The organism is Amycolatopsis sp. NPDC004169 (genome assembly GCF_040610315.1).
Taxonomy (GTDB): domain Bacteria; phylum Actinomycetota; class Actinomycetes; order Mycobacteriales; family Pseudonocardiaceae; genus Amycolatopsis.
The window spans coordinates 12,966-35,464 of sequence record NZ_JBEXMD010000050.1; the positions used below are offsets into that span (position 1 = coordinate 12,966).

The 22,499-nt window shown below is 71.1% G+C and carries 25 protein-coding genes and 1 riboswitch; of the genes, 12 read left to right on the forward strand and 13 right to left on the reverse strand.

Features of this window, described 5'->3' with window-relative positions:
* Positions 1-28 precede the first annotated feature (28 nt).
* Together ABZX11_RS41405 and ABZX11_RS41410 are read left to right on the forward strand one after the other, a co-directional pair.
* Positions 29-538: a hypothetical protein gene (locus ABZX11_RS41405; RefSeq protein ID WP_354923885.1), complete on the forward strand. Its 510-nt coding sequence runs from the start codon at positions 29-31 to the stop codon at positions 536-538.
* A 90-nt stretch (positions 539-628) separates the two neighbouring features.
* Entirely contained in the window at positions 629-1,009 is a 381-nt protein-coding gene (locus ABZX11_RS41410) for an SPW repeat protein (protein ID WP_176177459.1), read from the forward strand.
* 85 nt (positions 1,010-1,094) lie between these two features.
* Here ABZX11_RS41410 and ABZX11_RS41415 read toward each other — a convergent pair whose 3' ends face one another.
* The 4 genes from ABZX11_RS41415 to ABZX11_RS41430 form a co-directional block, all read right to left on the reverse strand.
* Positions 1,095-2,171 (reverse strand): DNA polymerase ligase N-terminal domain-containing protein, encoded by a 1,077-nt coding sequence (locus ABZX11_RS41415; protein ID WP_354923887.1) that lies wholly within the window; start codon positions 2,169-2,171, stop codon positions 1,095-1,097.
* Positions 2,172-2,227: 56 nt separating this feature from the next.
* Positions 2,228-4,240: an ABC transporter ATP-binding protein gene (locus tag ABZX11_RS41420; RefSeq protein ID WP_354923889.1), complete on the reverse strand. Its 2,013-nt coding sequence runs from the start codon at positions 4,238-4,240 to the stop codon at positions 2,228-2,230.
* Between the two features lie 73 nt (positions 4,241-4,313).
* Complete coding sequence (locus ABZX11_RS41425) at positions 4,314-6,047, reverse strand: ABC transporter ATP-binding protein (RefSeq protein WP_354923891.1); 1,734 nt, start codon at positions 6,045-6,047, stop codon at positions 4,314-4,316.
* Positions 6,041-6,706, reverse strand: a complete 666-nt coding sequence (locus tag ABZX11_RS41430) for a TetR/AcrR family transcriptional regulator (protein WP_176177462.1) — start codon at positions 6,704-6,706, stop codon at positions 6,041-6,043. Before ABZX11_RS41430 ends, ABZX11_RS41425 begins: the two co-directional genes overlap by 7 nt.
* A gap of 350 nt (positions 6,707-7,056) precedes the next feature.
* On the opposite strand from ABZX11_RS41430, the gene ABZX11_RS41435 reads away from it, so the two are divergent.
* The 7 genes from ABZX11_RS41435 (at position 7,057) to ABZX11_RS41465 (ending at position 12,358) form a co-directional block, all read left to right on the forward strand.
* Positions 7,057-8,313: an ATP-binding protein gene (locus ABZX11_RS41435; RefSeq protein ID WP_354923893.1), complete on the forward strand. Its 1,257-nt coding sequence runs from the start codon at positions 7,057-7,059 to the stop codon at positions 8,311-8,313.
* Entirely contained in the window at positions 8,310-8,747 is a 438-nt protein-coding gene (locus ABZX11_RS41440; protein ID WP_176177464.1) for a roadblock/LC7 domain-containing protein, read from the forward strand. Before ABZX11_RS41435 ends, ABZX11_RS41440 begins: the two co-directional genes overlap by 4 nt.
* Positions 8,748-8,839: 92 nt before the next feature.
* Entirely contained in the window at positions 8,840-9,208 is a 369-nt protein-coding gene (locus ABZX11_RS41445; protein WP_176177465.1) for a DUF742 domain-containing protein, read from the forward strand.
* On the forward strand, positions 9,183-9,809 hold the full coding sequence (locus ABZX11_RS41450) for an ATP/GTP-binding protein (RefSeq protein ID WP_176177466.1): 627 nt from the start codon (positions 9,183-9,185) through the stop codon (positions 9,807-9,809). Before ABZX11_RS41445 ends, ABZX11_RS41450 begins: the two co-directional genes overlap by 26 nt.
* Before the next feature lie 17 nt (positions 9,810-9,826).
* The gene (locus ABZX11_RS41455) at positions 9,827-11,053 is read left to right on the forward strand and encodes a styrene monooxygenase/indole monooxygenase family protein (protein WP_354923895.1); all 1,227 of its coding nucleotides are present in this window, start codon (positions 9,827-9,829) and stop codon (positions 11,051-11,053) included.
* An 88-nt stretch (positions 11,054-11,141) separates the two neighbouring features.
* Positions 11,142-12,038 carry a Ku protein gene (locus ABZX11_RS41460; protein ID WP_176177468.1) on the forward strand — a complete coding sequence of 299 codons (897 nt, stop codon included), beginning with the start codon at positions 11,142-11,144 and terminating at the stop codon, positions 12,036-12,038.
* A 110-nt stretch (positions 12,039-12,148) separates the two neighbouring features.
* A complete protein-coding gene (locus tag ABZX11_RS41465) occupies positions 12,149-12,358 on the forward strand; it encodes a hypothetical protein (protein WP_354923898.1) in 210 nt (69 codons plus the stop codon).
* Positions 12,359-12,730: 372 nt separating this feature from the next.
* Here ABZX11_RS41465 and ABZX11_RS41470 read toward each other — a convergent pair whose 3' ends face one another.
* From ABZX11_RS41470 to ABZX11_RS41490, 5 genes are all read right to left on the reverse strand, one after another.
* Positions 12,731-12,886: a hypothetical protein gene (locus tag ABZX11_RS41470; RefSeq protein WP_004559113.1), complete on the reverse strand. Its 156-nt coding sequence runs from the start codon at positions 12,884-12,886 to the stop codon at positions 12,731-12,733.
* A 121-nt stretch (positions 12,887-13,007) separates the two neighbouring features.
* On the reverse strand, positions 13,008-14,468 hold the full coding sequence (ahcY, locus tag ABZX11_RS41475; RefSeq protein WP_354923900.1) for an adenosylhomocysteinase: 1,461 nt from the start codon (positions 14,466-14,468) through the stop codon (positions 13,008-13,010).
* An 85-nt stretch (positions 14,469-14,553) separates the two neighbouring features.
* A riboswitch (S-adenosyl-L-homocysteine riboswitch) is annotated at positions 14,554-14,632 on the reverse strand.
* Between the two features lie 31 nt (positions 14,633-14,663).
* The gene (locus ABZX11_RS41480; RefSeq protein WP_176177471.1) at positions 14,664-15,146 is read right to left on the reverse strand and encodes a GNAT family N-acetyltransferase; all 483 of its coding nucleotides are present in this window, start codon (positions 15,144-15,146) and stop codon (positions 14,664-14,666) included.
* On the reverse strand, positions 15,143-15,802 hold the full coding sequence (locus tag ABZX11_RS41485; RefSeq protein ID WP_176177472.1) for a hypothetical protein: 660 nt from the start codon (positions 15,800-15,802) through the stop codon (positions 15,143-15,145). The genes ABZX11_RS41480 and ABZX11_RS41485 overlap by 4 nt, the downstream gene beginning before the upstream one ends.
* Before the next feature lie 56 nt (positions 15,803-15,858).
* Complete coding sequence (locus ABZX11_RS41490; protein WP_176177473.1) at positions 15,859-16,743, reverse strand: diiron oxygenase; 885 nt, start codon at positions 16,741-16,743, stop codon at positions 15,859-15,861.
* Between the two features lie 87 nt (positions 16,744-16,830).
* Here ABZX11_RS41490 and ABZX11_RS41495 point away from each other — a divergent pair, with 87 nt between their 5' ends.
* Positions 16,831-17,478 carry a TetR/AcrR family transcriptional regulator gene (locus tag ABZX11_RS41495; protein WP_176177474.1) on the forward strand — a complete coding sequence of 216 codons (648 nt, stop codon included), beginning with the start codon at positions 16,831-16,833 and terminating at the stop codon, positions 17,476-17,478.
* A 154-nt stretch (positions 17,479-17,632) separates the two neighbouring features.
* Here ABZX11_RS41495 and ABZX11_RS41500 read toward each other — a convergent pair whose 3' ends face one another.
* Together ABZX11_RS41500 and ABZX11_RS41505 are read right to left on the reverse strand one after the other, a co-directional pair.
* Positions 17,633-18,661, reverse strand: coding sequence for a DNA polymerase IV (locus ABZX11_RS41500; protein ID WP_354923903.1), 1,029 nt, complete (start codon positions 18,659-18,661; stop codon positions 17,633-17,635).
* A 15-nt stretch (positions 18,662-18,676) separates the two neighbouring features.
* On the reverse strand, positions 18,677-18,940 hold the full coding sequence (locus ABZX11_RS41505; protein WP_354923905.1) for a DUF3040 domain-containing protein: 264 nt from the start codon (positions 18,938-18,940) through the stop codon (positions 18,677-18,679).
* A gap of 266 nt (positions 18,941-19,206) precedes the next feature.
* On the opposite strand from ABZX11_RS41505, the gene ABZX11_RS41510 reads away from it, so the two are divergent.
* Positions 19,207-20,268 (forward strand): cobalamin-independent methionine synthase II family protein, encoded by a 1,062-nt coding sequence (locus ABZX11_RS41510; RefSeq protein WP_354923907.1) that lies wholly within the window; start codon positions 19,207-19,209, stop codon positions 20,266-20,268.
* 30 nt (positions 20,269-20,298) lie between these two features.
* Here ABZX11_RS41510 and ABZX11_RS41515 read toward each other — a convergent pair whose 3' ends face one another.
* Positions 20,299-20,931: a LysE family translocator gene (locus ABZX11_RS41515; RefSeq protein WP_176177478.1), complete on the reverse strand. Its 633-nt coding sequence runs from the start codon at positions 20,929-20,931 to the stop codon at positions 20,299-20,301.
* Positions 20,932-21,042: 111 nt separating this feature from the next.
* Here ABZX11_RS41515 and ribA point away from each other — a divergent pair, with 111 nt between their 5' ends.
* The gene (gene ribA, locus ABZX11_RS41520; RefSeq protein ID WP_354923938.1) at positions 21,043-21,654 is read left to right on the forward strand and encodes a GTP cyclohydrolase II; all 612 of its coding nucleotides are present in this window, start codon (positions 21,043-21,045) and stop codon (positions 21,652-21,654) included.
* 219 nt (positions 21,655-21,873) lie between these two features.
* Here ribA and ABZX11_RS41525 read toward each other — a convergent pair whose 3' ends face one another.
* Positions 21,874-22,404, reverse strand: a complete 531-nt coding sequence (locus tag ABZX11_RS41525; protein ID WP_354923909.1) for a MarR family transcriptional regulator — start codon at positions 22,402-22,404, stop codon at positions 21,874-21,876.
* Positions 22,405-22,499: the final 95 nt, after the last annotated feature.

The window sequence follows — 22,499 nt, forward strand, 5'->3', positions numbered from 1 at the left end:
GGATCGTCGCAGGAGAGGAAGGCAGCTCATGCCGGGACAACGGATGCTGGCGCGGGTGGCACTGGGGCTGGCCGCGGCCGCCGCGACGGCGGTCTTCGCCACCATCGGCACCGCGTCGGCGACCGAGCAGGTCACCAAGCTCACCCAGGCGCAGGCCGCGTCGCAGCTGTCGGCGGCCGGGGTGACCCACTCGTCGAGCGGGAACTGCACCACGCGCTCCAACTCGACGTGCACGTCCTACGAGCAGATCAACCAGAGCACCGTCAGCGGGGTCATCACGCTGAAGCGGGCCAGCGGCTGCGCGATCAACATCACCGGCGGCACCGAGGTCGGCCACGCGTCGGGCACCTACAGCCATTACAACGGCTACAAGGTCGACATCTCGCACAACAGCTGCATCGACGCCTACATCAAGAACAACTTCGACTACATCGGACTGCGCGGCGACGGCTACCCGCAGTGGAAGGCCGCGTCCGGCAACCTCTACTGCGACGAGGGCAACCACTGGGACATCACCTACTACACCTGCGGTTGCTGACCGGCCGGGGCCTGCCGGCCCCGAGGGCGGCGGGCAGGTCCCGGTTACCGGGTGCGACGGGCGGGTACCTCTCCGGGTGGAGGTGACGAGATGACATCCCACCGCATTCCGGCTTCCCGCCACCGCACGGTGGTGCTCGGCGCGGCCGCCGGGCTGGTGCTGCTGGCCGGGCTCTACCTGGTGCTGGCTCCGTGGGTGACCGGCTTCGGCGGCGCGGGCGTGCTGGCGCTGAGCGACACGCTGGTCGGACTGGTCCTGATCGCGCTGGCGATCGCCCGTACGGCCACCCGCAGGCTGGCGCTGATCGGCTGGGTGATCCCCGTCCTCGGCGCGTGGGCCGCGGTTTCGCCGTGGCTGCTGCGGAACGGCGGGGAGACCCAGCCTTCGGCGGGCGCGCTGGTCGGCAACGTCGTGGCCGGGCTGGTGGTCGTGGTTGCGGGCGTGGCGCTGGCGCGCCGCGTCCGCGCTTGAGCGGCGGCTTCCGGGCGTGTCCGGGCCCGCGTGACACGGGGGAGCGCTTGAGCCGCACCACGCGGGCGCCGGAAGTGACCCCGGCTCAGTTCTCGATCAGCACCCAGTCGCCCGCGCCGCCGCCCGGGCGGTAGGGGCTGTCCGCCCGCTTGGCCACCACGCCGGGGAGGCCGTGCTGGCGGCTGGCGCCGGCGACGGCCTCGCCGCCGCCCAGGAAGTACCTCGGTACCTGCCAGTGGCGGTCCTCGATGCCCAGGCCGTCCAGCAGCTCCCGGCGTTTCGTGTAGGGCAGCTCGAGCGTGGGACGGCCGTCGAGGTGCAGGACGTCGGAGGCGAAGTAGAAGACCGGGCAGCCGACCTTGAGGCGCTTGGCCGCCGCCGCGTCGGCGCGGCGGCGCTCGTCGAGACCGGCCGGGTACGGCCTGCCGTCCTTCATCACCACGACTTCGCCGTCCAGCAGCACCTCCGTCGACCCGAGCTGCTCGCCCAGCTTGTGCAGCTCCGGGTAGCGGTCGGTGACGTCGGCGCCGGTGCCGTCGTGGGCGGTGACGCGGCCGCCGCAGACCAGCAGCATCGTGCGCAAACCGCCCCAGGCGAACTCGTAGGCCCACTCGTCGTCGTCCGACGGCAGCTCGCCCGGCCCGGCCGTCATCGGCTCGAGGAACTCGGGGGCGTCTTCGTGGCCGGGGTCGGCCGGGTCGAGGCGGCGCAGGGTCCAGTCGCGGCCGTCTTCGTCGTGCCGGTTCTGGAACAGGTACTTGCCGCGGGTGCGGGCGCCGTGGAAGACCACCTCGACCTTGTGGTCGTTCCAGTGCAGCGTTTCGTACGTCCCGGTGTCCCACACCGTCATCCAGCCGCCGCCGTACTCGCCCGCGGGGATCTCACCGGAGAACGTGAGGTACTCCAGAGGGTGGTCTTCGGTGTGCACGGCGAGCCGGGGCACGCCGGGGGAGAGCGGCAGGCCCTTCGGCACCGCCCACGACACGAGCACGCCGTCGCGTTCCAGCCGGAAGTCCCAGTGCAGCCGGGTGGCGTGGTGCTCCTGGATGACGAAGAGGGTGTCGTTCCCCGGCACGGGCGGGCCGTCCGGCCAGGGTTCGGGGGTGCGGTCGCGGGCCCTCTTGCGGCGGTATTCCTCGAGTCTGTCGGCTTTCTCGGCCATGGCCGCCCCAGTACCCCTTCCGCTCGAAGAGCTTCCAGGGTACCGGGGTGCGGGCCTCAGTCCGTCTCGGCCATTGCTTCGGCGAACTGCGCCGCATACAGCCGCGCGTACGCACCACCGCTGTGCAGCAGCGTTTCGTGATCGCCCTGTTCGACGATGCGCCCGTTCTCCATCACCAGGATCACGTCCGCGTCGCGGATCGTGGAAAGGCGGTGCGCGATGACGAAGCTGGTGCGGCCGCTGCGCAGCGAGTTCATCGCCCGCTGGATGAGCACCTCGGTGCGGGTGTCGACCGAGCTGGTCGCCTCGTCGAGGATGAGGATGACCGGCTTGGCCAGGAACGCCCGCGCCACCGTGATCAGCTGTTTCTCACCCGCGCTGACCGTGCCGCCCTCGTCGTCCAGCACCGTGTCGTAGCCGTCCGGCAACGTCCGCACGAAGCGGTCCACGTACGTCGCCTGCGCCGCCTCGACGATCTCCTCCCGGGTCGGGTCGTCCGCGCCGTAGGCGATGTTCTCCGCGATCGTGCCGCCGAACAGCCACGCGTCCTGCAGCACCATGCCGGTCTGGTCGCGCAGCTCCTCGCGGTTCATCTTCGCGATGTCGACGCCGTCGAGCGTGATCCGCCCGCCGTCCAGCTCGTAGAACCGCATCAGCAGGTTGACCAGGGTCGTCTTCCCGGCCCCGGTGGGCCCGACGATCGCCACCGTCTGACCGGGTTCGACGGTCAGCGAGAGGTCCTCGATCAGCGGCTTCTCCGGCAGGTAGCGGAAGGAGACGTCCTGGAACTCCACGCGCCCGCGGATCACCGCCGGCCGTTCCGGCGCAGCGGGCTCCGGCGCCTGCTCCTCGGCGTCGAGCAGCGCGAACACCCGCTCGGCCGACGCGACCCCGGACTGCAGCAGGTTCGCCATGCTGGCGATCTGCGTCACCGGCTGGCTGAACTGGCGCGAGTACTGGATGAACGCCTGCACCTCGCCGAGAGTCAGGCTGCCCGACGCCACGCGCAGCGCGCCGATCACCGCCACCAGCACGTAGCTCAGGTTGCCGATGAACATCATCGCCGGCTGGATCATCCCGGAGATGAACTGCGCCTTGAAGCTCGCCTGGTACAGCGTTTCGTTCTGCTTGTCGAAGATCGCCGCGGACTCCTCGCGGCGGCCGAACACCTTCACCAGCGAGTGCCCGGTGTACATCTCCTCGACGTGCGCGTTGAGCTTGCCGGTCGTCGACCACTGCTTGATGAAGTTCGGCTGCGCCCGCTTCCCGACCTTCGCCGCCACGACCGCCGACAGCGGCACCGTCAGCAGCGCGATCAGCGCCAGCAGCGGCGAGATCAGGAACATCATGATCAGCACGCCGATCACCGTCAGCAGCGACGAGACGATCTGCGACAGCGTCTGCTGCAGCGACTGCGCCAGGTTGTCGATGTCGTTGGTGACGCGGGAGAGCACCTCACCGCGCGGCTGGCGGTCGAAGTACTTCAGCGGCAGCCGGGCGAACTTGTCCTCGACCTGCTGCCGCAGCCGGTACACCGCGTGCTGCACCAGGGTGGTGGTCAGCCGGGCCTGGATCAGCCCGAAGAACGACGAGATGACGAACAGCGCCAGCACGATCAGCAGGATCCGGCCGACCTTGTCGAAGTCGATCCCGACTCCCGGCACCAGGTCGACCCGGCTGTAGATGTCGGCCAGCGTGCCGTCGCCGCGGGCCCGCAGCCCGGCGACGATCTGCTCCTTGGTCACCCCCGGCGGCACCTGCTTGCCGAGCACGCCGGCCAGGATGGCGTCGGTGGCCTGGCCGAGGATCTTCGGCCCGATCACGGTCAGCGTGACGCTGGCCGCGCCGAACACGAGGACGGCGATCAGCGCGACCCGCTGCGGTCGCAGCAGCTGCAGCAGCCGCTTGAGGGACCCCTTGAAGTCCAGCGCCTTCTCGGGCGGCGCGCCGCCGCCCATGAAGCGGGCCCCCGGCCCGGCGGCCGCGGCCCCGGTGTTGCGGTGCCGTTGCGCGGTGGGCCGTTCGCCGGCATCGGTGACGGCGGCTTTGGGCGTTTCCGTGGTGCTCACGCCGCCTCCTCGCTGGCGCTCGGTGGCGTCGCGAGCGACGCTGCTGTGTTGAATGGTGATCTCGCGAGCTCGATCACGCCGCCTCCTGCTCGGTCAGCTGGGACAGCACGATCTCCCGGTAGGTTTCGTTGCCGTCCATGAGTTCGTGGTGGGTGCCGGTGCCGACGACGCGGCCTTCGTCGAGGACGATGATCCGGTCGGCATTGCGGATGGTGCTGACCCGCTGCGCGACGATGACCACCGTCGCGTCCTTCGTTTCCGACACCAGCGCCCGGCGCAGGGCCGCGTCGGTCGCGTAGTCGAGCGCCGAGAACGAGTCGTCGAACAGGTAGATCTCCGGTTTGTGCACCAGCATCCTGGCGATCGCGAGCCGCTGCCGCTGGCCGCCGGAGACGTTCGTGCCGCCCTGGGCGATCGGCGCGTCGAGCCCCTCGGCCATCGCTTCGACGAAGTCCTTGCCCTGCGCCACTTCCAGCGCGTGCCACAGCTCTTCGTCGGTGGCGTCCGGGTTGCCGTAGCGCAGGTTGCTCGCCACCGTGCCGGCGAACAGGTACGGCTTCTGCGGCACCAGCCCGACCGCGCGGGCGAGCACCGCCGGGTCGAGGTCGCGGACGTCGACGCCGTCGACCTTCACGGTGCCCTTCGTCGCGTCCATCAGCCGCGGGATCAGGTTGAGCAGCGTGGTCTTGCCGGTGCCCGTCGACCCGATGACGGCGGTCGTCTCCCCGGGCCGCCCGATCAGCGAAATGTCGCACAGCACCGGCTTTTCCGCGCCGGGGTAGCGGAACTCCACCCCGGACAGCTCCAGGTGCCCGTGCACCTCGCCCGGCCGGATCGGCGTCACCGGCGGGCGGACGCTCGACTCGGTGTCGAGCACCTCGCTGATCCGCTCGGCGCTGACCTCCGCGCGCGGCACCATCATGAACATGAACGTGGCCATCATGACGGCCATCAGGATCTGCAGCAGGTAGGACAGGAAGGCCGTCATGGCACCGATCTGCATGCTGCCGGAGTCGATCCGCTGGCCGCCGAACCACAGCACGGCCACGCTGGACACGTTCATCACCAGCATCACGATCGGGAACATCAGCGCCATCAGCCGCCCGACCCGCAGCGAGACGGTCAGCAGCTCGTCGTTGGCGACGTCGAAGCGCGCCCGTTCGTGCTTGTCGCGGACGAACGCCCGGATGACCCGGATGCCCATGATCTGCTCGCGCAGGATCTGGTTGATCCGGTCGATCCGGACCTGCATCAGCCGGAACGCCGGCCGCATCTTGGCGATGATCACGCCGACGGAAACGGCCAGCACGGGCACGATCACCAGCAGCAGCGACGAGAGCGGCACGTCGAGGTTCAGCGCCAGGATGATGCCGCCGACGCACATGATCGGCGCGGACACCATCAGCGTCAGCGTCATCAGCACCAGCATCTGGACCTGCTGGACGTCGTTGGTGGTGCGGGTGATCAGCGACGGCGTGCCGAACTGGCCGACCTCGCGGGCGGAGAAGTCCTGCACCCGGTGAAACACCCCGGCGCGGATGTCCCGGCCGATCGCCATCGCCGTGCGGGCGCCGAAGTACACCGCGCCGATCGAGCCGGCGATCTGGGCCAGCGTGACGGCGAGCATCAGCGCGCCGATCCGCAGGATGTAGGCCATGTCGCCCTTGATCAGGCCGTTGTCGACGATGTCGGCGTTCAGCGTCGGCAGGTAGAGCATGGCGATCGTCTGGACCAGCTGGAGCAGCACGATCACCCACAGGGTGCCCCGGTACGGGCGCAGGTGGCTGCGGAGGAGCTTGACTAGCACAACGATTCCCCCAGTGGAGTGGTGGTGGTGTTCGGTTCGGGTTTCCGTTCGGTGCCGCCGGTCAGGGTCGGCATCCCGGCGGCCAGCTCGTCCAGCAGCCGCTCCAGGGTCGGCAGGAGCGGTTCGCCCTCGGTGAACCAGTTCACGAAGGCGACGCGGACGGCGCTTTCCACCGAGGAGGCCATCAGCCGGCACAGCAGGTGGTCCACACCGCCCACCCGGTTCGCGATCGTTTCGGCCAGGACCCGCTCGACCGCCGCGTGGGCGTTCAGGAATTCGCCACGTAGCACGAGCTGGCCCATCAGCTCCCGGATACGCGCAACATACGCGCGATCGGGCTCGCCTTCACGCGAATATTGCTCGAGCACCGCGTGCTTGACCGACTCCCAGAGCGGCTCGTCGGCCGGCCGCGCGAGCAGCGCCTCGCGCATCCCCTCGTGCCGGTCGACGATGATCGCGCAGACCGCCTGCTCCTTGCTGGAGAAGTAGTTGTTGAATGTGCGGGGAGAGACACCGACCTCGGTCGCGATGTCCTCCACCCGGACGTTCTCCAGCCCCCGCTCCAGCGTCAGCCGCAGGGCGGCCTGCGCGAGTGCCCGGCGGGCTTCGCGCTTCTTCCGCTCGCGCAGGGTCAGCTGGGGTGGTGGTTCCGGCGGCATGTGCAGAGTGTAGCGAAAAACTTGCGTGCCCCGCAAAAAATTGCGTGGCGCGCAAAGTTGGGACGAAACGGACATCGACCTGGGCGTTTGCGCTCAGGGCCTGCCTCAGCTGCGGGTTCGAGGGCCGTGTGCGCTCTGTTGCGACCCGCAATTTGCAAATTTGCACCGAATGGCCTAACCCACTGCGCTCACCAGCGGCGACGCTCCGAATTCACGGTCACGGGCAGCGATCGCACGCGGACCGGCTGTGGACATCCCACGAACCTTTCTGCTTGCATGTGCCGCATCGCCGCCGGGGGTCGGCGACGCACCGTCGTTCTCGTACCTGATCAAGGAAGAAGTGGGACCACATGGCGAGCCGGGCCCGGGAACTCCTGGATCGATCACGCGTCCTGCTGGACCGCTCGCGCGTCGCCGCCGCGCAGTTCCTCACCGCGCCGCCGAAGCACCCCGGGTACGAACTCCCGGTGGGTCCGGCGTCCGTGGTGCCGATCCGGCCGGAACCGGAACCGGAACCGGTGAAGGCGCCCGCCGGCGAAGGCGTGCTGGCCGAGATCTGCGCCAGCGTCGCCCTGCGTGATCTCAACCTGCTCGACCAGCTGCTCGCGCGGCTGGAGGAGCTGGAGGCGGGGGAGGAGGACCACCACCGCCTCGCCGAGCTCTACCAGCTCGACCACCTCGCCACGCGGCTGCGGCGCAACGCGGAGAACCTGCGCGTGCTGGCCGGGCAGGACACCGCCGACGACGCCGCCCGCGCGACCTCGGTGCTCGACCTGATGCGCGCGGCGATGTCGTCGATCAACCACTACGCCCGGATCACCATCGGCCGGGTGGTCAACCTCGGCGTCGTCGGCTTCGCCGCGGAGGACCTGGGCCGGGTGCTGGCGGAGCTGTTCGACAACGCCGCCAACCAGTCCTCGCCCAGCTCGCCGGTGCACGTGAGCGCACACCTGACCGAGCAGGGCAGCGTGCTCGTCCGGATCGAGGACGAGGGCATCGGCATCCCCGCCGACCGCATCGGCGACCTGAACGCACGGCTGGCCGCGGGCGGCGACCTCGACGACGCCGCGGCGCGGCACATGGGCCTCGCCGTGGTCGCCCGCCTGGCCGGCCGCCACGGCGTCACCGTCCGGCTCGACCGGCGCAGCCCGCACGGCACCGTGGCCACCGTCCTGCTGCCCACCGGTGTCGTCACCGAACTCGCCGAGCACGCCTGGTCGGGCACCCGGACCGTCACCGTCGAACCGGTCAAGACCGCGGCCGGTCCCGAGCCGGCCACCGTCGGCGGGCTGCCGCGCCGCCGCGCCGGCACCTTCCCCCGGGAGACGCCGGAGCCGCTCGCGCCGCGCAAGCCCACCCCGCGGCCGCGCCCGGTCGAGGGCATCGTCGGCGGCACGACGGCCAACGGCCTGCCGCGCCGCGTGCCCGGCAGCATCCGCGGTGCCGCACCGGAACCGCCGCCACCACCCCCGCCTGCCGGGAACGCCGAGAACGCCGGCCACGAGCAGCTGCTGGCCGACCTCGGCGCGTTCGCCGACGGCGAGCAGGCGGCCCTCGCGGAGAACCGCGCCCGCCACGACGAAACGCCCGGAGGAACCGCCCGGTGAGCGCTCCCCAGTCGGCCACGGCGAACTTCGCCTGGCTGCTCGACGACTTCGTGCGCAAGGTCCACGGCGTCAGCCACGCGCTGATCATGAGCGTGGACGGCTTCCCGCTCACCGCGTCGGACTCCGTCGGCGAGGCCGAGGCCGAACAGCTCGCCGCGATCGCCAGCGGCCTGCTCTCGCTGGCCGGCAACAGCGCGGCGCTGTTCGGCAAGGGCGCCTGCGAGCAGATCATCATCCGGCTCACCCACGGCTACTTCCTGTTCATGGGCATCGGGTCCGGCGCCGGGCTCGCGGTGCTGACCTCGGGCGAGGCCGACATGAAGGTGGTCGCCTACGAGATGACCCAGTTCATCACCAACGCCGGCCACGCGCTCACCCCCGAGGTGCGCGCCGAACTGCGCCAGGTGCTGACCGCGCGCCGGCCCCGGGGTTGATGGACGTGCCTCACGATTCTTCCGGGGGTCCGGGTGGCGCCGCCCCCGGCCCGGAGCGGAGCTCCGGTACGCAGCACGAGGATGTGATCCCCATGTCCGAAAAGGACACCGCGTTACCGCGCCGGAGCCGCCGCATCCGCGCGTACGCGCTCACCGGCGGCCGCACCGGCACGCGCCACCAGCTGCTGGTGGAGACGCTGATCTCGGTGCCGCAGTACGACCCGGCGCTGAGCGACACGCTCATGCCCGAGTCGCGTTCGCTCTACGAACGCGCCCGCGTGCGGTGCTCGGTCGCCGAGCTGTCGGTCGGGCTGGACCTGCCGCTGGGTGTGGTGCGGGTGCTGCTCGGCGACCTCGCCTCCCAGGGTGCGGTGTTCGTCCACCCCACCGCGCACGCCTACCACCACGACACCAACGTGCTCGAGAGGATCCTTGATGGGCTCAAGCGGCTCCCCGCCTGAGGGCGATCTGCTGACGATCTCCGCGAAGATCGTCGTCGCCGGGGGCTTCGGTGTCGGCAAGACCACCTTCGTCGGTGCGGTGTCGGAGGTGCCGCCGATGAGCAACGAAGCGTGGATGACCGAGGCGGGCGAAGGCATCGACGAGATCCCGCCCGGCGGCAAGTCGACCACGACCGTGGCGATGGACTTCGGGCGGCTCACGCTGCGCCCGGACCTGCTGCTGTACCTGTTCGGCACGCCGGGGCAGGCGCGGTTCTGGTTCCTGTGGGACGACCTCAGCCGCGGCGCGCTGGGCGCGGTCGTGCTGGTCGACACCAGCCGGATCGACGAGTCGTTCGCCGCGATCAACTACTTCGAAAACGACTCCGAGCTGCCGTTCGTCGTGGCGGTCAACCAGTTCGAGGGCAAGCCGGTGCACGACCTCGACGAGGTGCGCGACGCCCTCGCCCTCGACCCGGCCGTCCCGCTGGTCACCTGCGACGCGCGCGACCGCGCGTCCACCATCGCCACCCTGACCGAGCTGGTCGGCCACACGCTGTCGCTGGCGGTGCTCTCCGGCCCGGCGGGCCGCGAGCTGGCCGGCAGCACCCCGCACGCCTGAGAAGGAGAACGAGCTCCATGCGCAGGGTTCTGATCGTCGGTGCCGGGCAGTCCGGCCTGCAGCTGGCCCTCGGGCTGCAGGCGAAGGGCTACGACGTCACGGTGATGTCCGCGCGGACGCCGGAGGAGATCCGGTCCGGGCGGGTGATGTCGACGCAGTGCATGTTCCACGACGCGCTGCAGCACGAGCGCGAACTCGGGATCAACCTGTGGGAGGCCGAGACGGTCAACGTCGAGGGCCTCGGCGTTTCGGTGGCCACGCCGGACGGCGGCCGCGCGCTCGACTGGTTCGCCGAGCTCGACCGCCCGGCCCAGTCGGTGGACCAGCGGGTGAAGATGGCCGGCTGGCTGGAGCTGTTCGAGGAGCGCGGCGGCAAGCTCGTCATCCACGGCGTGATGACGTCCGAACTGGACGCGCTGACCCGGCTCTACGACCTGGTGATCATCTCGGCGGGCAAGGGCGAGCTGGTCCAGCTGTTCGACCGGGTGCCCGAGCGCTCGCCGTACACGCGGCCGATGCGCGCGCTGTCACTGGCCTACGCCCACGGCGTGGGCCGCCGTCCGGAGCACCCGGACAAGCTGGGGGTGCGGTTCAACATCGTCCCCGGCGTCGGCGAGCTGTTCATGATCCCGGCGTACACGCTGAGCGGGAACTGCGACATCCTCTTCTTCGAGGGCGTCCCCGGCGGGCCGCTGGACTGCTTCGGCGACCACCCGGGCCCGGACGAGCACTTCCGGCGGCTGCTGGACCTGATGCGGCAGTTCGTGCCGTGGGAGTACGAGCGCTGCCGCGACGCCGAGCTGACCGACGCGAAGGCGACCCTGGCGGGCGGGTACACGCCGGTGGTCCGCCACCCGGTCGGCACGTTGCCGGGCGGGGCGATCGTGCTGGGCATGGCCGACGTCGTCGTGGCGAACGACCCGATCACCGGGCAGGGTTCGAACAACGCGAGCCACTGCGCGGCGACCTACCTCGACGCGATCGTCGAGCGCGCCGACCGGCCGTTCGACGCCGCCTGGATGGAAGCGACGTTCGAGCGTTACTGGGAGTACGCCCGGCACGTGACCGAATGGACGAACGCGCTGCTGCTGCCGCCCCCTCCGCACGTGCTCCAGATCCTCGGGGTGGCGGGGGAGAATCCCGCGGTCGCCCGCCGGTTCGCGAACGGATTCACCGATCCGGCGGACTTCCAACACTGGTTCATGGATCCGGCACTCTGGGAGAAATACCTGGCAGAGGTCTAGATCGCCGCCGCGGCGGACTGTCGCCGGGGGACGTTTCGGGCTACGGTTGTCACGTAGCGTGAAGACGACACCCCCGGAGGTGCTTGGCATGCGGGCGATGTGGAAGGGCTCGGTGTCCTTCGGGCTGGTCAGCATCCCGATCCAGATGTACGCGGCCACCGAGAACAAGAACGTCTCCCTGCGCCAGGTGCACGAGGCCGACGGCGGCCGCATCCAGTACAAGCGGTTCTGCACGATCGACGGCCAGGAGGTGCCGTACGCCGAGATCGCCAAGGGCTACGAGCTGCCCGACGGCGAGATGGTGGTGATCACCGACGCCGAGATGGCCGAGCTGCCGCTGGCCACCCAGCGCACGATCGACGTGCTGGAGTTCGTGCCGCTGGAGTCGATCGACCCGATCCAGTACGACCGCACGTACTACCTGGAGCCGCAGAAGAACGCGGTGAAGCCCTACATCGTGCTGCGGGACGCGCTGCACAAGTCGAGCCAGGTGGCCATCGCGAAGGTCGCGGTCCGGCAGCGGGAGAGCATGGCGGTGCTGCGCGTGCACGCCGACGTGCTGGTGATGACGACGATGCTGTGGCCGGACGAGGTCCGCGAGCCCGACTTCCCGTTCCTGCGCGACGACCCGCCGCAGATCCGGCCGCAGGAGCTCACCATGGCCGGGTCCCTGATCGATTCACTGGCCGAGCCGGTGTTCGAGCCGGAGAAGTACCACGACCACTACCGCGAGGCCCTCGAAGAGATGATCGAGGCCAAGGTCGCGGGCGACGAGACGACCAAGCCCGCCGCCGTCACCGCCAAGGCCGACGTCGTCGACCTGATGGCGGCGCTGCAGGCCAGTGTGGACGCCGCGAAGAAGTCGCGGCAGTCCGCTTCGGAGGGTGCGGGGAAGGCGCCCGCCGCGGCCGAGGTGTCCGATGAGGACGCACCGCCGGCCAAGAAGAAGCCGGCGGCGCGCAAGCGGGCGCCGAAGTCCGCCTGAGCGTCCCGGACGGGTGGTTGTGCCGACACGCCGGACCGCTGCCGGGTCCGCGCGCTTCCCGGTCCTACCGTGGGGGCACGTGGTCCACGAGCGCGGAAAGGCGGCCGGTCATGGAGTGTGCCTCTTGTGATGCGGGGATCGATCACTGCCACGGCACGCTGGTGGTCCACCCGGAAGGCGGATTCGCCGAGTGCACCGACCCGGCGTGCGCCGACGGCGACCGCGTGCGGCACGGGCTGATCGTGGACTGCCAGGGCGTCGGCGGCGGGTGCGGGTGCGCCACCGCGCCGCGGAAGTCCTTGCTCCGCCAGGCTTCCTGAGCCTCCCGCCAGCTGAGCCTCCCGCCAGGATCCGTGCGGGCCTTCCCGGCCGGGCTGTCGCCCGCCGGGGAGGCCCGCACGGCGTTCGGATCCCGTCAAGACGGTCACACGATCGTGTATGCAGCTGTGTACAGCGGCCTGGCGATGTGCTAACACTAACGGGGTCCTTCGGCTCTCCCTCCCCCTCGGAGCCGGAGGACCCTTTCATTTCCGGGCATCCCGCGTTGCGGGGTGTCCGTTGTGGATCCGCCGACGCCGCCCACGGGGTGGGCCGCCGGTGTGTTTTTCACCGTCGAAGGGCCGGAAACGGCCGAACGGCCCGACGCGGACGGCTTTCGCCGCCACGCGCCGGGCCGTGGTGCGGTCTCGGGATCAGTACCAGTGCGCCCGGCCACCGATCCGGCGGCCGGTGCCGCCCAGGATGGCCAGTGCCACGCCGGCCACCGCGAGAATGATACCGATGGTGTACAGCACCGGGATGCCCACGATGAACCCGATGACAAGCAGAATCACACCGAGGATGATCACTTGACACACTCCTTCGCATGAGACCCGGCCCGGCTCCGTGCCGTCCGGGCGGATGCGCTCTCGCCGGGAGGATGGCCAGTTTCCCGATAAACCAAACTACGGCGAATGGAGCAACCTTGCGTCAGTACCGGTAGTGATCGAGCTTGTACGGACCTTCGACGTCGACGCCGATGTACTCGGCCTGCTGCTTCGTGAGCTTGGTGAGCTTCACCCCGAGCGCGTCCAGGTGCAGCCGGGCCACCTTCTCGTCGAGGTGCTTCGGCAGCCGGTGGACGTCGGTGGCGTACTCGCCGGGCTTGGTGAACAGCTCGATCTGCGCGATCGCCTGGTTGGTGAAGGAGTTCGACATCACGAACGAAGGGTGGCCGGTGGCGTTGCCGAGGTTCATCAGGCGGCCCTCGGACAGCACGATGATCGCGTGGCCGTCGGGGAAGGTCCACTCGTGGACCTGCGGCTTGATCTCGTTCTTCTCGATGCCCGGCAGCTTCGCCAGCCCGGCCATGTCGATCTCGTTGTCGAAGTGCCCGACGTTCGCGACGATCGCGTTGTGCTTCATCCGGCTCATCTGGTCCGCGGAGATGATGCCGAAGTTGCCGGTGGTGGTGATGAAGATGTCGCCGGTGGCCACCACGTCGTCGAGCTCGACGACGTCGAGCCCGTCCATCGCCGCCTGCAGCGCGCAGATCGGGTCGATCTCGGTGACCGCGACCCGGGCGCCCTGACCGCGCAGCGCTTCGACCGCGCCCTTGCCGACGTCGCCGTAGCCGCAGACGACCACGCGCTTGCCGCCGATCATCACGTCGGTGGCCCGGTTCAGGCCGTCCACAAGGGAGTGCCGGATGCCGTACTTGTTGTCGAACTTGGACTTCGTCACCGAGTCGTTGACGTTCATCGCCGGGAACAGCAGCTCGCCGTCCTTGGCGAGCTTGTAGAGCCGCTTGACGCCGTTGGTCGTCTCCTCGGTGACGCCGCGGATCTCCTTGGCCATGGCGGTGAAGCGGCCGCCGTCGGCGGCCAGGCTCGCGCGCAGGGTGTCGAGGATGATCCGGTACTCCTCCGGGTCCTCTTCGGACGGTTGCGGGACGACGCCGGCCGCCTCGAACTCGACTCCCTTGTGGACGAGCAGGGTGGCGTCGCCACCGTCGTCGAGGATCATGTTGGGGGCCAGCCCGCCGGGGAAGGCGAAGAGCTGGTCGGTGCACCACCAGTACTCCTCGAGCGTCTCGCCCTTCCACGCGAACACCGAGGTGCCCGCCGGGGCGTCGACGGTGCCCTCCGGGCCGACGACGACCGCCGCGGCCGCCTCGTCCTGCGTGGAGAAGATGTTGCAGGACACCCAGCGCACCTGCGCGCCCAGGGCGACGAGGGTCTCGATGAGCACCGCGGTCTGGACGGTCATGTGCAGGGAGCCGGCGATGCGGGCGCCCTTCAGCGGCTGCGCGGCGGCGTACTCGCGGCGGATCGCCATCAGGCCGGGCATCTCGTGCTCGGCCAGCCGCAGCTGCGTGCGGCCGGCGTCGGCCAGGGACAGGTCGGCCACGGCGAAGTCGAGGCCGTTTCGGGTCTGCAGTTTGTCACTCATGCTTCGGTGCACTCCGGAGTTCGTCGGGATGCGCTCGGGAGGCAGCACGGAAGCCCGTGCGGACACAAAGAAGAAGGCACCTCCCTCGCGGGAGGCGCCCTTGGAGTCGTGGTCTCGGGCCGAGCGTGGCGGAAGTGGATTCCGTCGCAGCGCCTCTCGGCCCGGATCCAGGATGGCAAAGCCGCGACGAGGCTGTCAAGCGAGCGATCGGGCCATGAGAACGTCGTCGACGTCCGTGCCGTCGAGGTGGAATTCGCCGCGCAACACGCCTTCGACGACGAACCCGCAGCGCTCGTACACCCGGCGGGCGCCGGTGTTCGGCCCGAGCACGCGCAGCGTCACCTTGCGCGCGCCGCGGCGGCCCGCCTCGGCGACGGCGGCCTCGACGAGCCGCCCCGCGATGCCGAGCCGCTGCCGGTCCGGGTCGACGGCGAGCCCGTCGATCACCACCACGTGCCGGTGGGCCGGGATGCCGAACCCCTCGCCGAGGCGGACGTACCCGGCGACGACGCCGTCCTGCTCGGCGACCAGGACGTCCTCGGGCCGCGTGCCGTCGCCGAAGAACGGGGTGCCGGGCGGCGGCGCGGGCGCGGGGGAGACGTCCGGGGTCCAGGTGCGCTCGTCGAGCTTCGCGAGCGCGGCTTCGTCCTCGGCGCGGGCGGTCCGGATGGTGATCACCGGGTGAGTATCGCCCACGCCTCTTCGACGATCGCAGCGATTTCCCGCGGGTCGCGGTTGCCCTCGGAGCTCAGGCTCTTCAGGGTCACGGTCAGGTCGGTGCCGGTGCGCTGGCAGGTCCGCACGGAGGACCGTTCCGGGTCCGGCGCCGAGCCGGCGCTCACCGGGTCGTGCTGCACCAGGCACTGCACATCCCCGAAGGTCACGAGTTCGGTACCCGGGGCGGCCAGGCCCAGCGCTTCGGCGTCCTCGTACGGCGCGATGAGCCCCGGCGAAGGCGCCCGGACCGCGAGCAGCTGGATCGTGCGCCGGAGCTCATCGTCCTGGTACTGCTGGACGACCGCGCCGGCGCCGCCGTAGGCCGCCGACACGCGGGCCGCGGTCTCCCGGTCGCTCTTCCCGACCCGGTCGATGAGCGGCTGCCCCCGGTCCTTGCCGACCTTCGCGATCGCGTCCTGGGCGCGGCCGAGCCCGCCGAGGCTCGCCGGCGCGGTCAGCGGCCGCCCGCTCGGGCCGCCGAGCAGGCCGAGCACCAGCCACGGCACGCCGACCAGCAGCGCGCCGGCCACGAAGCCGAGCAGGCCGGTCACGGCGGGGCGGGCGAGCAGGGAGCGGCGGGGTGGGACGGGGTGCCACCCCGGGGGATCGGCGGTCATCCCGCCATCCTGGCGCTGTCCGGAACGTCGCGGAACGGCAATTCCGCCCCCGGCGTTCAGAGCAGGTGCGCGCGCCGCCAGATGCCCTCGGAGCGGCCGCCGATCAGGCCCGCCTCGCGCAGGAACGGCACGATCTTCTCGGCCATCCAGCGGCGGGTCTCGTGGAAGTGGGGGTTGGCCAGCGCCGCGGCGCGGCCTTCGCGCGGGTCGATCCCGACGCTGCGGTAGATCCGCGCGTCGACCATGCTGTCGATCACGCCGAACGCGACCAGCGCGGTCCGCAGCCGGTGCCGGTGCAGTGCCGCCTTCGACAGCTTCGGCGTCTCGCGCAGCACCTCTTCCTTGGCGAACCGGACGTGCCGGGCCTCCTCGACCACGTGGATGCGGTTGACCGAGCGGATCAGCGGCTGGATGCCGTCGTCGTCCATCATCGACCGCTGCAGCCGGTCGGTGGTCTCCTCGGCGACCAGCACGCTGGCGAACATCGACGGCCCGGCGGCGGTCGCGCCGAACACCTTCGCGGCGCGGTGGACGACCTTGGGGACGCCGTAGCGCGGGACGCCGAGCCGGTCGGCGGTGCGGGCGAACATCACCGAGTGCCGGGTCTCGTCGCCGATCTCGGTCATCGCGTACTGCGCGTGCTCGCTGCGCGCGTCGAGGTCGAAGACGTACCGGGCGAGCAGCTGCATGAGGACGATCTCGAACCACAGGCCGACGCTCATGATGCTGGCGATCTCGTGCTTGGACAGCTCGATCCGCTGCTCCGGCGTCAGTTTCGCCCACAGGTCGGTGCCGTAGAGGGAGACGCGTTCGAGCGGCATGTAGGCCTTGCCCTCGGCGAGCGGCGCGGCCCAGTCGATGTCGACGTACGGGTCGTAGGAGTTCTTCGCGGAACTCTTGAGCAGGCGAGCCGCGGTGACGTCCCGGTCCTCGACGCGCATGGGGTGCCTCCGCAAGTAGGGGGTACAAGGTGTACTAGCTACTTCGGGAGCGTACACCGCCCGGCGGGGTGTGAGTAGGCTTTCGCCGTGACCAAGGTCGACGGACGGGCGACGCGCTGGGCGGGCCAGCAGGAACGCCGGCGCGCGGAGTTCGTCGACGCCGCACTGACGGCGATCGCCGAGCACGGCCCGGACGTCTCGACCGAGCAGATCGCCGAGCGCGCCGGCGTCGCCCGCACCCGTCTGTACCGGCACTTTTCCGACGCGGCGGACCTCCGCCGGGCGATCGCCCAGCGGGCGGCGGAGCTGGTGACGGCCGACCTGGCGCCGCTGTGGCACCCCGAGGGCTCGCCGAACGAGATGATCTCCACGGTGATCGCGACGCACCTGCGCTGGCTGACCGAGCACGCCCACCTGCACCGCTACCTGACCCGGGGCGTCCCGGACGGCCCCGACGTCCGCGGCGCGATCGCCCGGCACCTGAGCAGGTTGTTCGCGGGGTACCTGACGGCGTTCGGCCTCGACCCGGCCCCGGCGGACACGATGGCGTTCGGCCTGGTCGGCTACGTCGAATCGGCGACGACCCGCTGGCTGGACCACCCGGGCACGCTCAGCCTGCCCCAGCTGACGGCCCAGCTCACCGGCACGATCTGGGCGATGCTGGACCACACGCTGCGGGCCGGCGGGGTGGAACTGGACCCGGACCGGCCGTTGCCGCTGCCCGAGGGGCTTTAGTCTTCGCAGGGGAACCCGGCCCGCACGCGCGGGCGGGCTTGCGGGTGTCGCTCGCGGGACTGCAGCGGTGGGTGCTGTGGCGCTATGAGCCGCAGACGCGCGGGGTGGCCGCTCCGGCTCCGCCGCCGTGGTCGGCGTGGGCGCGCCTCCCGGTTCAGTCGCCTTCGCGGGGAAACTCGGCCCGCACGCCCAGCAGCCGCACCGGGCGGGTCAGCTCGAACATCCCCAGCACCTCGCGCGCCGCCCGGTCCAGCTCTGCCGCGTCCGAGGTCGGCTCCGGGAGCGTGATGCTGTGCGTGTGGGTCAGGAACGGCGCGAACCGGACCTTCACCGCCACCCGCGCCGCCGGGCGGCCCTCCTCGAGCACGTCCTGGGTCACCCTCTTCGCCAGGGCCGAGACCTCGGCCGCCATCTCCGCCGGGTCCGTCAGGTCCTGCTGGAACGTCGTTTCGCGGCTGCGGGACCGGGCCACCCACGGGGTCGCGCTGACCTCGGCGTCGCTGATGCCGCCGCCGAGCAGGCGCAGCCACGGCCCGGTCTTCGGGCCGAAGCGGGCCGCCAGCTCCGCCGCGTCCGCGCCCGCCAGGTCGAGGACCGTTTCGATCCCCAGCGCGGCGAGCTTCTTCGCGGTCTTGCCGCCGATGCCCCACAGCGCGTCCGTCGGGCGGGCCGCCATCACCTCCCACCAGTTCTCCTGCGTCAGCCGGTAGATCCCGCCCGGCTTGCCGAACCCGGTGGCGAGCTTCGCGCGCAGCTTGTTGTCGCCGATCCCGACCGCGCACGACAGGCCCGTCTCGCGCGCCACCGCCTCCTTGATCGCGACGGCCAGCGCCTCCGGGTCGGCCGTCTCCGCCCCGACGAAGGCCTCGTCCCAGCCCAGCACCTCCACCACCACCGGCAGCTCCCGCACCGCGGCCATCACCCGGGCCGACACCTCCAGGTAGGCGTCCGGGTCACTGGGCAGGAAGACCGCCTCCGGGCAGCGTCGGGCCGCGATCCGCAGCGGCATGCCCGACTGGACGCCGAACTCGCGGGCTTCGTACGACGCCGTCGCGACGACCGCGCGCTCGGTGGGGTCGCCGTTGCCGCCGACCACGACCGGCTTGCCGCGCAGCTCGGGGTGGCGGGCGATCTCGACCGCGGCGATGAACTGGTCGAGGTCGACGTGCAGGACCCACTTCACCCAGCTCAGTCTGCCTCAAATCCGATGCCGCGCCACGTGGGTCCAGACGGTGCCGGTGAGCGCGAGGATCCCGCACAGCGTGACGCCCGGATCGGGCAGCACCAGGCCCAGGACCAGCAGCGTCACGGCGGCGACGTCGAAGAAGATCAGGAACGCACTGCGGAGCGCGCGCGACTGGGGCCGCCGCCCGTCGCGCAGGGCGGCCGCCAGTGCCGGGTCGCTGAGTTCGAGACTGCGCTCGATCTTCTCCAGCTCGGTGCGGTCGTGGTGACTGAGCATCGGGCCTCCTTCGGCGCCGAACCCGCCGTGTCGCCGTAGCGAATACCCAATCGTCCTCCTCGCGAACCGCCGAACGCCTTCTGAATTCGTGCTTTTCTGTGGGCCGTCCGGGTGATCCGCGCTCCGTGACCGGCTTCGGCCACGTTAGGTTTCGCTGGGAAACGTGGCCGGTCACGGCCGGACGGCGGGTGGGGGCGGTCGCGAAAGGCCACGTCCTGGCGTCGTGCCGGTGGCCGGTCAAGCCCTTCAAACAGACGGAGGACTTCATGACCCTGCCCACCGAACCGATCGGCAGCATCCCGCGGCCCGCCGCCCTCGTCGAGGGCCTCGGCGACTTCGCGGCGGGCCGGATCGACGCCGCCGCGCTCGCCGAGCTCGAGAGCCAGGCGCTGGCCGACACGATCCGCCGGTTCGAGGAGACCGGCTCGCCGGTGCTGACCGACGGGGAGCAGGGCAAGCCGAGTTTCGCGACCTACCCGCTGGCCGGGCTGGACGCGCTGGCGCCCGACGGCGTCGTCATCCCGTTCGCGGACGGGCACACCCGGCAGCTGCCGCGGCTCACCGCGGGGCCGTTCCGCTACGCCACGCACGCCGGCTCGTACCTGACCCGGGCGAAGGCCCTGACCGAGCGGCCGGTGAAGCAGGCGGTGATCGCCGCGTCGGCGCTCTCGCTGATCTACCCGGCCGACGGCATCGAGGGCTACCCGCAGGAGCAGTTCGTCGCCGACCTGGTCGACGCGGCCGAGGCCGACATCCGCGGCAGCTTCGACGCGGGCGCGGACAGCGTGCAGGTCGACTTCACCGAGGGACGGCTGTCGCTGAAGCTCGACCCGTCCGGTGGGCTGCTGCGGCAGTTCGTCGAGCTCAACAACGCCGTCCTCGACCGGTTCACCGCCGAGGAACGCGCGAAGATCGGCGTGCACACCTGCCCGGGCGGGGACCAGGACTCCGTGCACAGCCTCGACGTCGACTACGCCGGCCTGCTGCCGGCGTTGTTCGACCTCAAGGCCGGCCGCTTCTTCGTCCAGCTGGCCAGCGAAGCCGACCCGGAGCGCGCGCTGCGCGTGATCGCCGACAACCTGAAGGCCGACCAGCTGGTCTTCGTCGGCGTGATCGACCCGATCGACCCGCGGGTGGAGACCGCGGAGGAGGTCAGGGACCGGGTGCTCACCGCGGCGAAGTACCTGCCGGCCGAGCGCCTCGGCACCTGCGACGACTGCGGGTTCTCGCCGTTCGCCGACGACACCTCGACCTCGCGCGACATCGCGTTCGCGAAGATCGCGGCCCGGGTCGAGGGCACGCGGCTGGCGTCCGAGAAGCTCGGCTGAGCGCGAGCGGCGTGAGCCCGGCCGCCGGGCTCACGCCGTCTCGGCGGCCACCTTCAGGCCGAGCGCGACGAGCACGGTGCCCAGGATCGCGTCGAGGCCCCGGCGGACGCGGCCGGCGCTGAAGAACCGCTTCAGCGCCCCGACCACGACGGCGAGGGTGACGAACCAGAGGACCGTGCCCGCGGTGGCGATCGCGGCCAGTTCGAGCGTCTGCAGGGTGGCGCCGTCGGCGGGCAGGAACTGGGGGAGCAGGGCCAGGAAGTACACGGCCACCTTCGGGTTGAGCAGGTTCGTCACCAGGCCCTGGCGGAAGGCGGCCCCGGCGGTGAGCTGCCGGGGCCCGGTGGCCGGTGCGAGATCGCGGTACTCGCCGCGGCGCACGGCCAGCCACGCCTTGACGCCGAGGAAGACGAGGTAGGCCGCGCCGGCCAGCTTCACGACGGTGAACGCGACCGCCGACGCGGTGAGCACGGCGGCGACCCCCAGCGCGATCGCGACCACCCAGGCGAAGACCCCGAGCGCGATCCCGGTGCCCGCGGCGATCCCGGCCCGCCGCCCGCCGGCCAGCGCCGAGCGCGTGACGACGACGAAGTCGGGCCCGGGCGACATCGCCCCGAGCACGACGACCAGCAGGAACGAGGCAGCGGTGGCACCGGGCAGCATGGGCCGAGCATACGACCCGGCCGCCACCGCATTTCGGGCTCGGCCGGGGCGGGATGTTCGAATTTGAACTGGTGTAGGGTCGATCTTGTGGGTGATTCCAGGGGCGAGGGCATGACGGCGCAGGTGCGGACGCGGGTGCGGATCCCGCTGCGGCTCGACGGCGCCACCGCGGTCGACGCCGAAGCCGTCACCTTCCGCGGCCTGGCCGACGGCGGCGAGCACCTGGCGTTCGTGCTGGGCACGCCGGGTGAGGTGCCGCTGGTGCGCCCGCACTCGGAATGCCTGACCGGTGACGTCTTCGGATCGGCGCGCTGCGACTGCGGCCCGCAGCTGGCCGAGGCCGTCACCCGGATCTCCGAGGCCGGCGGGTACCTGCTGTACCTGCGCCAGGAGGGCCGGGGGATCGGGCTCTACAACAAGCTCGACGCGTACGCCCTGCAGGACGGCGGCCTCGACACCTACGCCGCGAACGCCGCGCTCGGCCTGCCCGAGGACGCCCGCGACTACACGGTGGCGGCCCAGATGCTGGGCGCGCTCGGCGTGGACCGGGTGGACCTGCTGTCGAACAACCCGGACAAGGCGGCCCAGCTGGCCGCGGCGGGCATCGCGGTGCGCGACCGGGTGCCGACCGGGGTGTTCGCGACCGAGAACAACGTGCGGTACCTGCGGGCGAAGGCCGAGCAGACCGGCCACACGCTCACCCTGCCCGGTCTCGCCAGCTGACCCGGACGGTCGTCCGGCGTACCTGGAGGGCCGGTCGGCGTACCTGGAAGGTCGGTCGGCGTACCTGGAGGGTCGGTCCGCGTACCTGGAGGGTCAGGCTGCGTACCTGGGCGGTCGGGCTGTGTACTTGGGCGGTCGGTCCGCGTACCTGAAGGGTCGGGCTGCGTACTTGGAGGGTCGGGCTGCGTACCTGGGTGGTCGGGTTGCGTGCCTGGAGGGTCAGGCGAGGCGCTGGGCGGCCGCGGCCGCCGGGCTGGTGGTCAGCTTCTCCAGGAGTCCGATCAAAACCGTCCGTTCTGCCGGGGTCAGGGCCGCGACCCAGGCCTGCTCGCGTTCGTTGTGCTCCTGGTAGGCGTCGGTCACCGAGGTGTGGCCCGCCTCCGTCAACGCCAGCTCGACCGCCCGGCGGTCGTGGGCGACCGGGGTGCGGGTCACCAGGCCGTCGCGCTCCAGGGTGTTCACCAGTGCCGACACCGCCGCGCGGCTCATCCCCGCGAGGCGGGCCACGTGGCGGGACTCCAGCGGGCCCGCCAGCCACAGCACGAACAGCACCCGGAACCCGCCCCAGCTCCAGCCGCGCGGGCGGTGGACCGTGGACTCCCAGTCGTAGACCAGCGCGCCGGCCAGGCGGTGCAGGGTCAGGCCGAGCCGCATCGCCACCGGGTCGGTCGCGGGCAGCTCGGCCTGCGTCTTCCCGATCGCGTAGTCGACGAACGAGAGGTAGTCGAGGTCGGCCGGTCGGTCGGTCATGCGGCTCAGGTTAGGGGAAGAAGGGTTCCGCGCGGCGGTCCCGAGGGCTAGCCTGACCCGAAGTGGTCAAACCTTTGACGATCAAGGAGCGCTCG

What these genes read in the sequence shown, in the direction of transcription:
- ABZX11_RS41405 (WP_354923885.1), top strand. Translation starts at nt 29, where the DNA reads ATGCCGGGACAACGGATGCTGGCGCGGGTGGCACTGGGGCTGGCCGCG.
- ABZX11_RS41410 (WP_176177459.1), top strand. Translation starts at nt 629, where the DNA reads ATGACATCCCACCGCATTCCGGCTTCCCGCCACCGCACGGTGGTGCTC.
- ABZX11_RS41415 (WP_354923887.1), bottom strand. Translation starts at nt 2,171, where the DNA reads ATGGCCGAGAAAGCCGACAGACTCGAGGAATACCGCCGCAAGAGGGCC.
- ABZX11_RS41430 (WP_176177462.1), bottom strand. Translation starts at nt 6,706, where the DNA reads ATGCCGCCGGAACCACCACCCCAGCTGACCCTGCGCGAGCGGAAGAAG.
- ABZX11_RS41435 (WP_354923893.1), top strand. Translation starts at nt 7,057, where the DNA reads ATGGCGAGCCGGGCCCGGGAACTCCTGGATCGATCACGCGTCCTGCTG.
- ABZX11_RS41445 (WP_176177465.1), top strand. Translation starts at nt 8,840, where the DNA reads ATGTCCGAAAAGGACACCGCGTTACCGCGCCGGAGCCGCCGCATCCGC.
- ABZX11_RS41450 (WP_176177466.1), top strand. Translation starts at nt 9,183, where the DNA reads ATGGGCTCAAGCGGCTCCCCGCCTGAGGGCGATCTGCTGACGATCTCC.
- ABZX11_RS41455 (WP_354923895.1), top strand. Translation starts at nt 9,827, where the DNA reads ATGCGCAGGGTTCTGATCGTCGGTGCCGGGCAGTCCGGCCTGCAGCTG.
- ABZX11_RS41460 (WP_176177468.1), top strand. Translation starts at nt 11,142, where the DNA reads ATGCGGGCGATGTGGAAGGGCTCGGTGTCCTTCGGGCTGGTCAGCATC.
- ABZX11_RS41465 (WP_354923898.1), top strand. Translation starts at nt 12,149, where the DNA reads ATGGAGTGTGCCTCTTGTGATGCGGGGATCGATCACTGCCACGGCACG.
- ahcY (WP_354923900.1), bottom strand. Translation starts at nt 14,468, where the DNA reads ATGAGTGACAAACTGCAGACCCGAAACGGCCTCGACTTCGCCGTGGCC.
- ABZX11_RS41485 (WP_176177472.1), bottom strand. Translation starts at nt 15,802, where the DNA reads ATGACCGCCGATCCCCCGGGGTGGCACCCCGTCCCACCCCGCCGCTCC.
- ABZX11_RS41490 (WP_176177473.1), bottom strand. Translation starts at nt 16,743, where the DNA reads ATGCGCGTCGAGGACCGGGACGTCACCGCGGCTCGCCTGCTCAAGAGT.
- ABZX11_RS41505 (WP_354923905.1), bottom strand. Translation starts at nt 18,940, where the DNA reads ATGCTCAGTCACCACGACCGCACCGAGCTGGAGAAGATCGAGCGCAGT.
- ABZX11_RS41510 (WP_354923907.1), top strand. Translation starts at nt 19,207, where the DNA reads ATGACCCTGCCCACCGAACCGATCGGCAGCATCCCGCGGCCCGCCGCC.
- ABZX11_RS41515 (WP_176177478.1), bottom strand. Translation starts at nt 20,931, where the DNA reads ATGCTGCCCGGTGCCACCGCTGCCTCGTTCCTGCTGGTCGTCGTGCTC.
- ribA (WP_354923938.1), top strand. Translation starts at nt 21,043, where the DNA reads ATGACGGCGCAGGTGCGGACGCGGGTGCGGATCCCGCTGCGGCTCGAC.
- ABZX11_RS41525 (WP_354923909.1), bottom strand. Translation starts at nt 22,404, where the DNA reads ATGACCGACCGACCGGCCGACCTCGACTACCTCTCGTTCGTCGACTAC.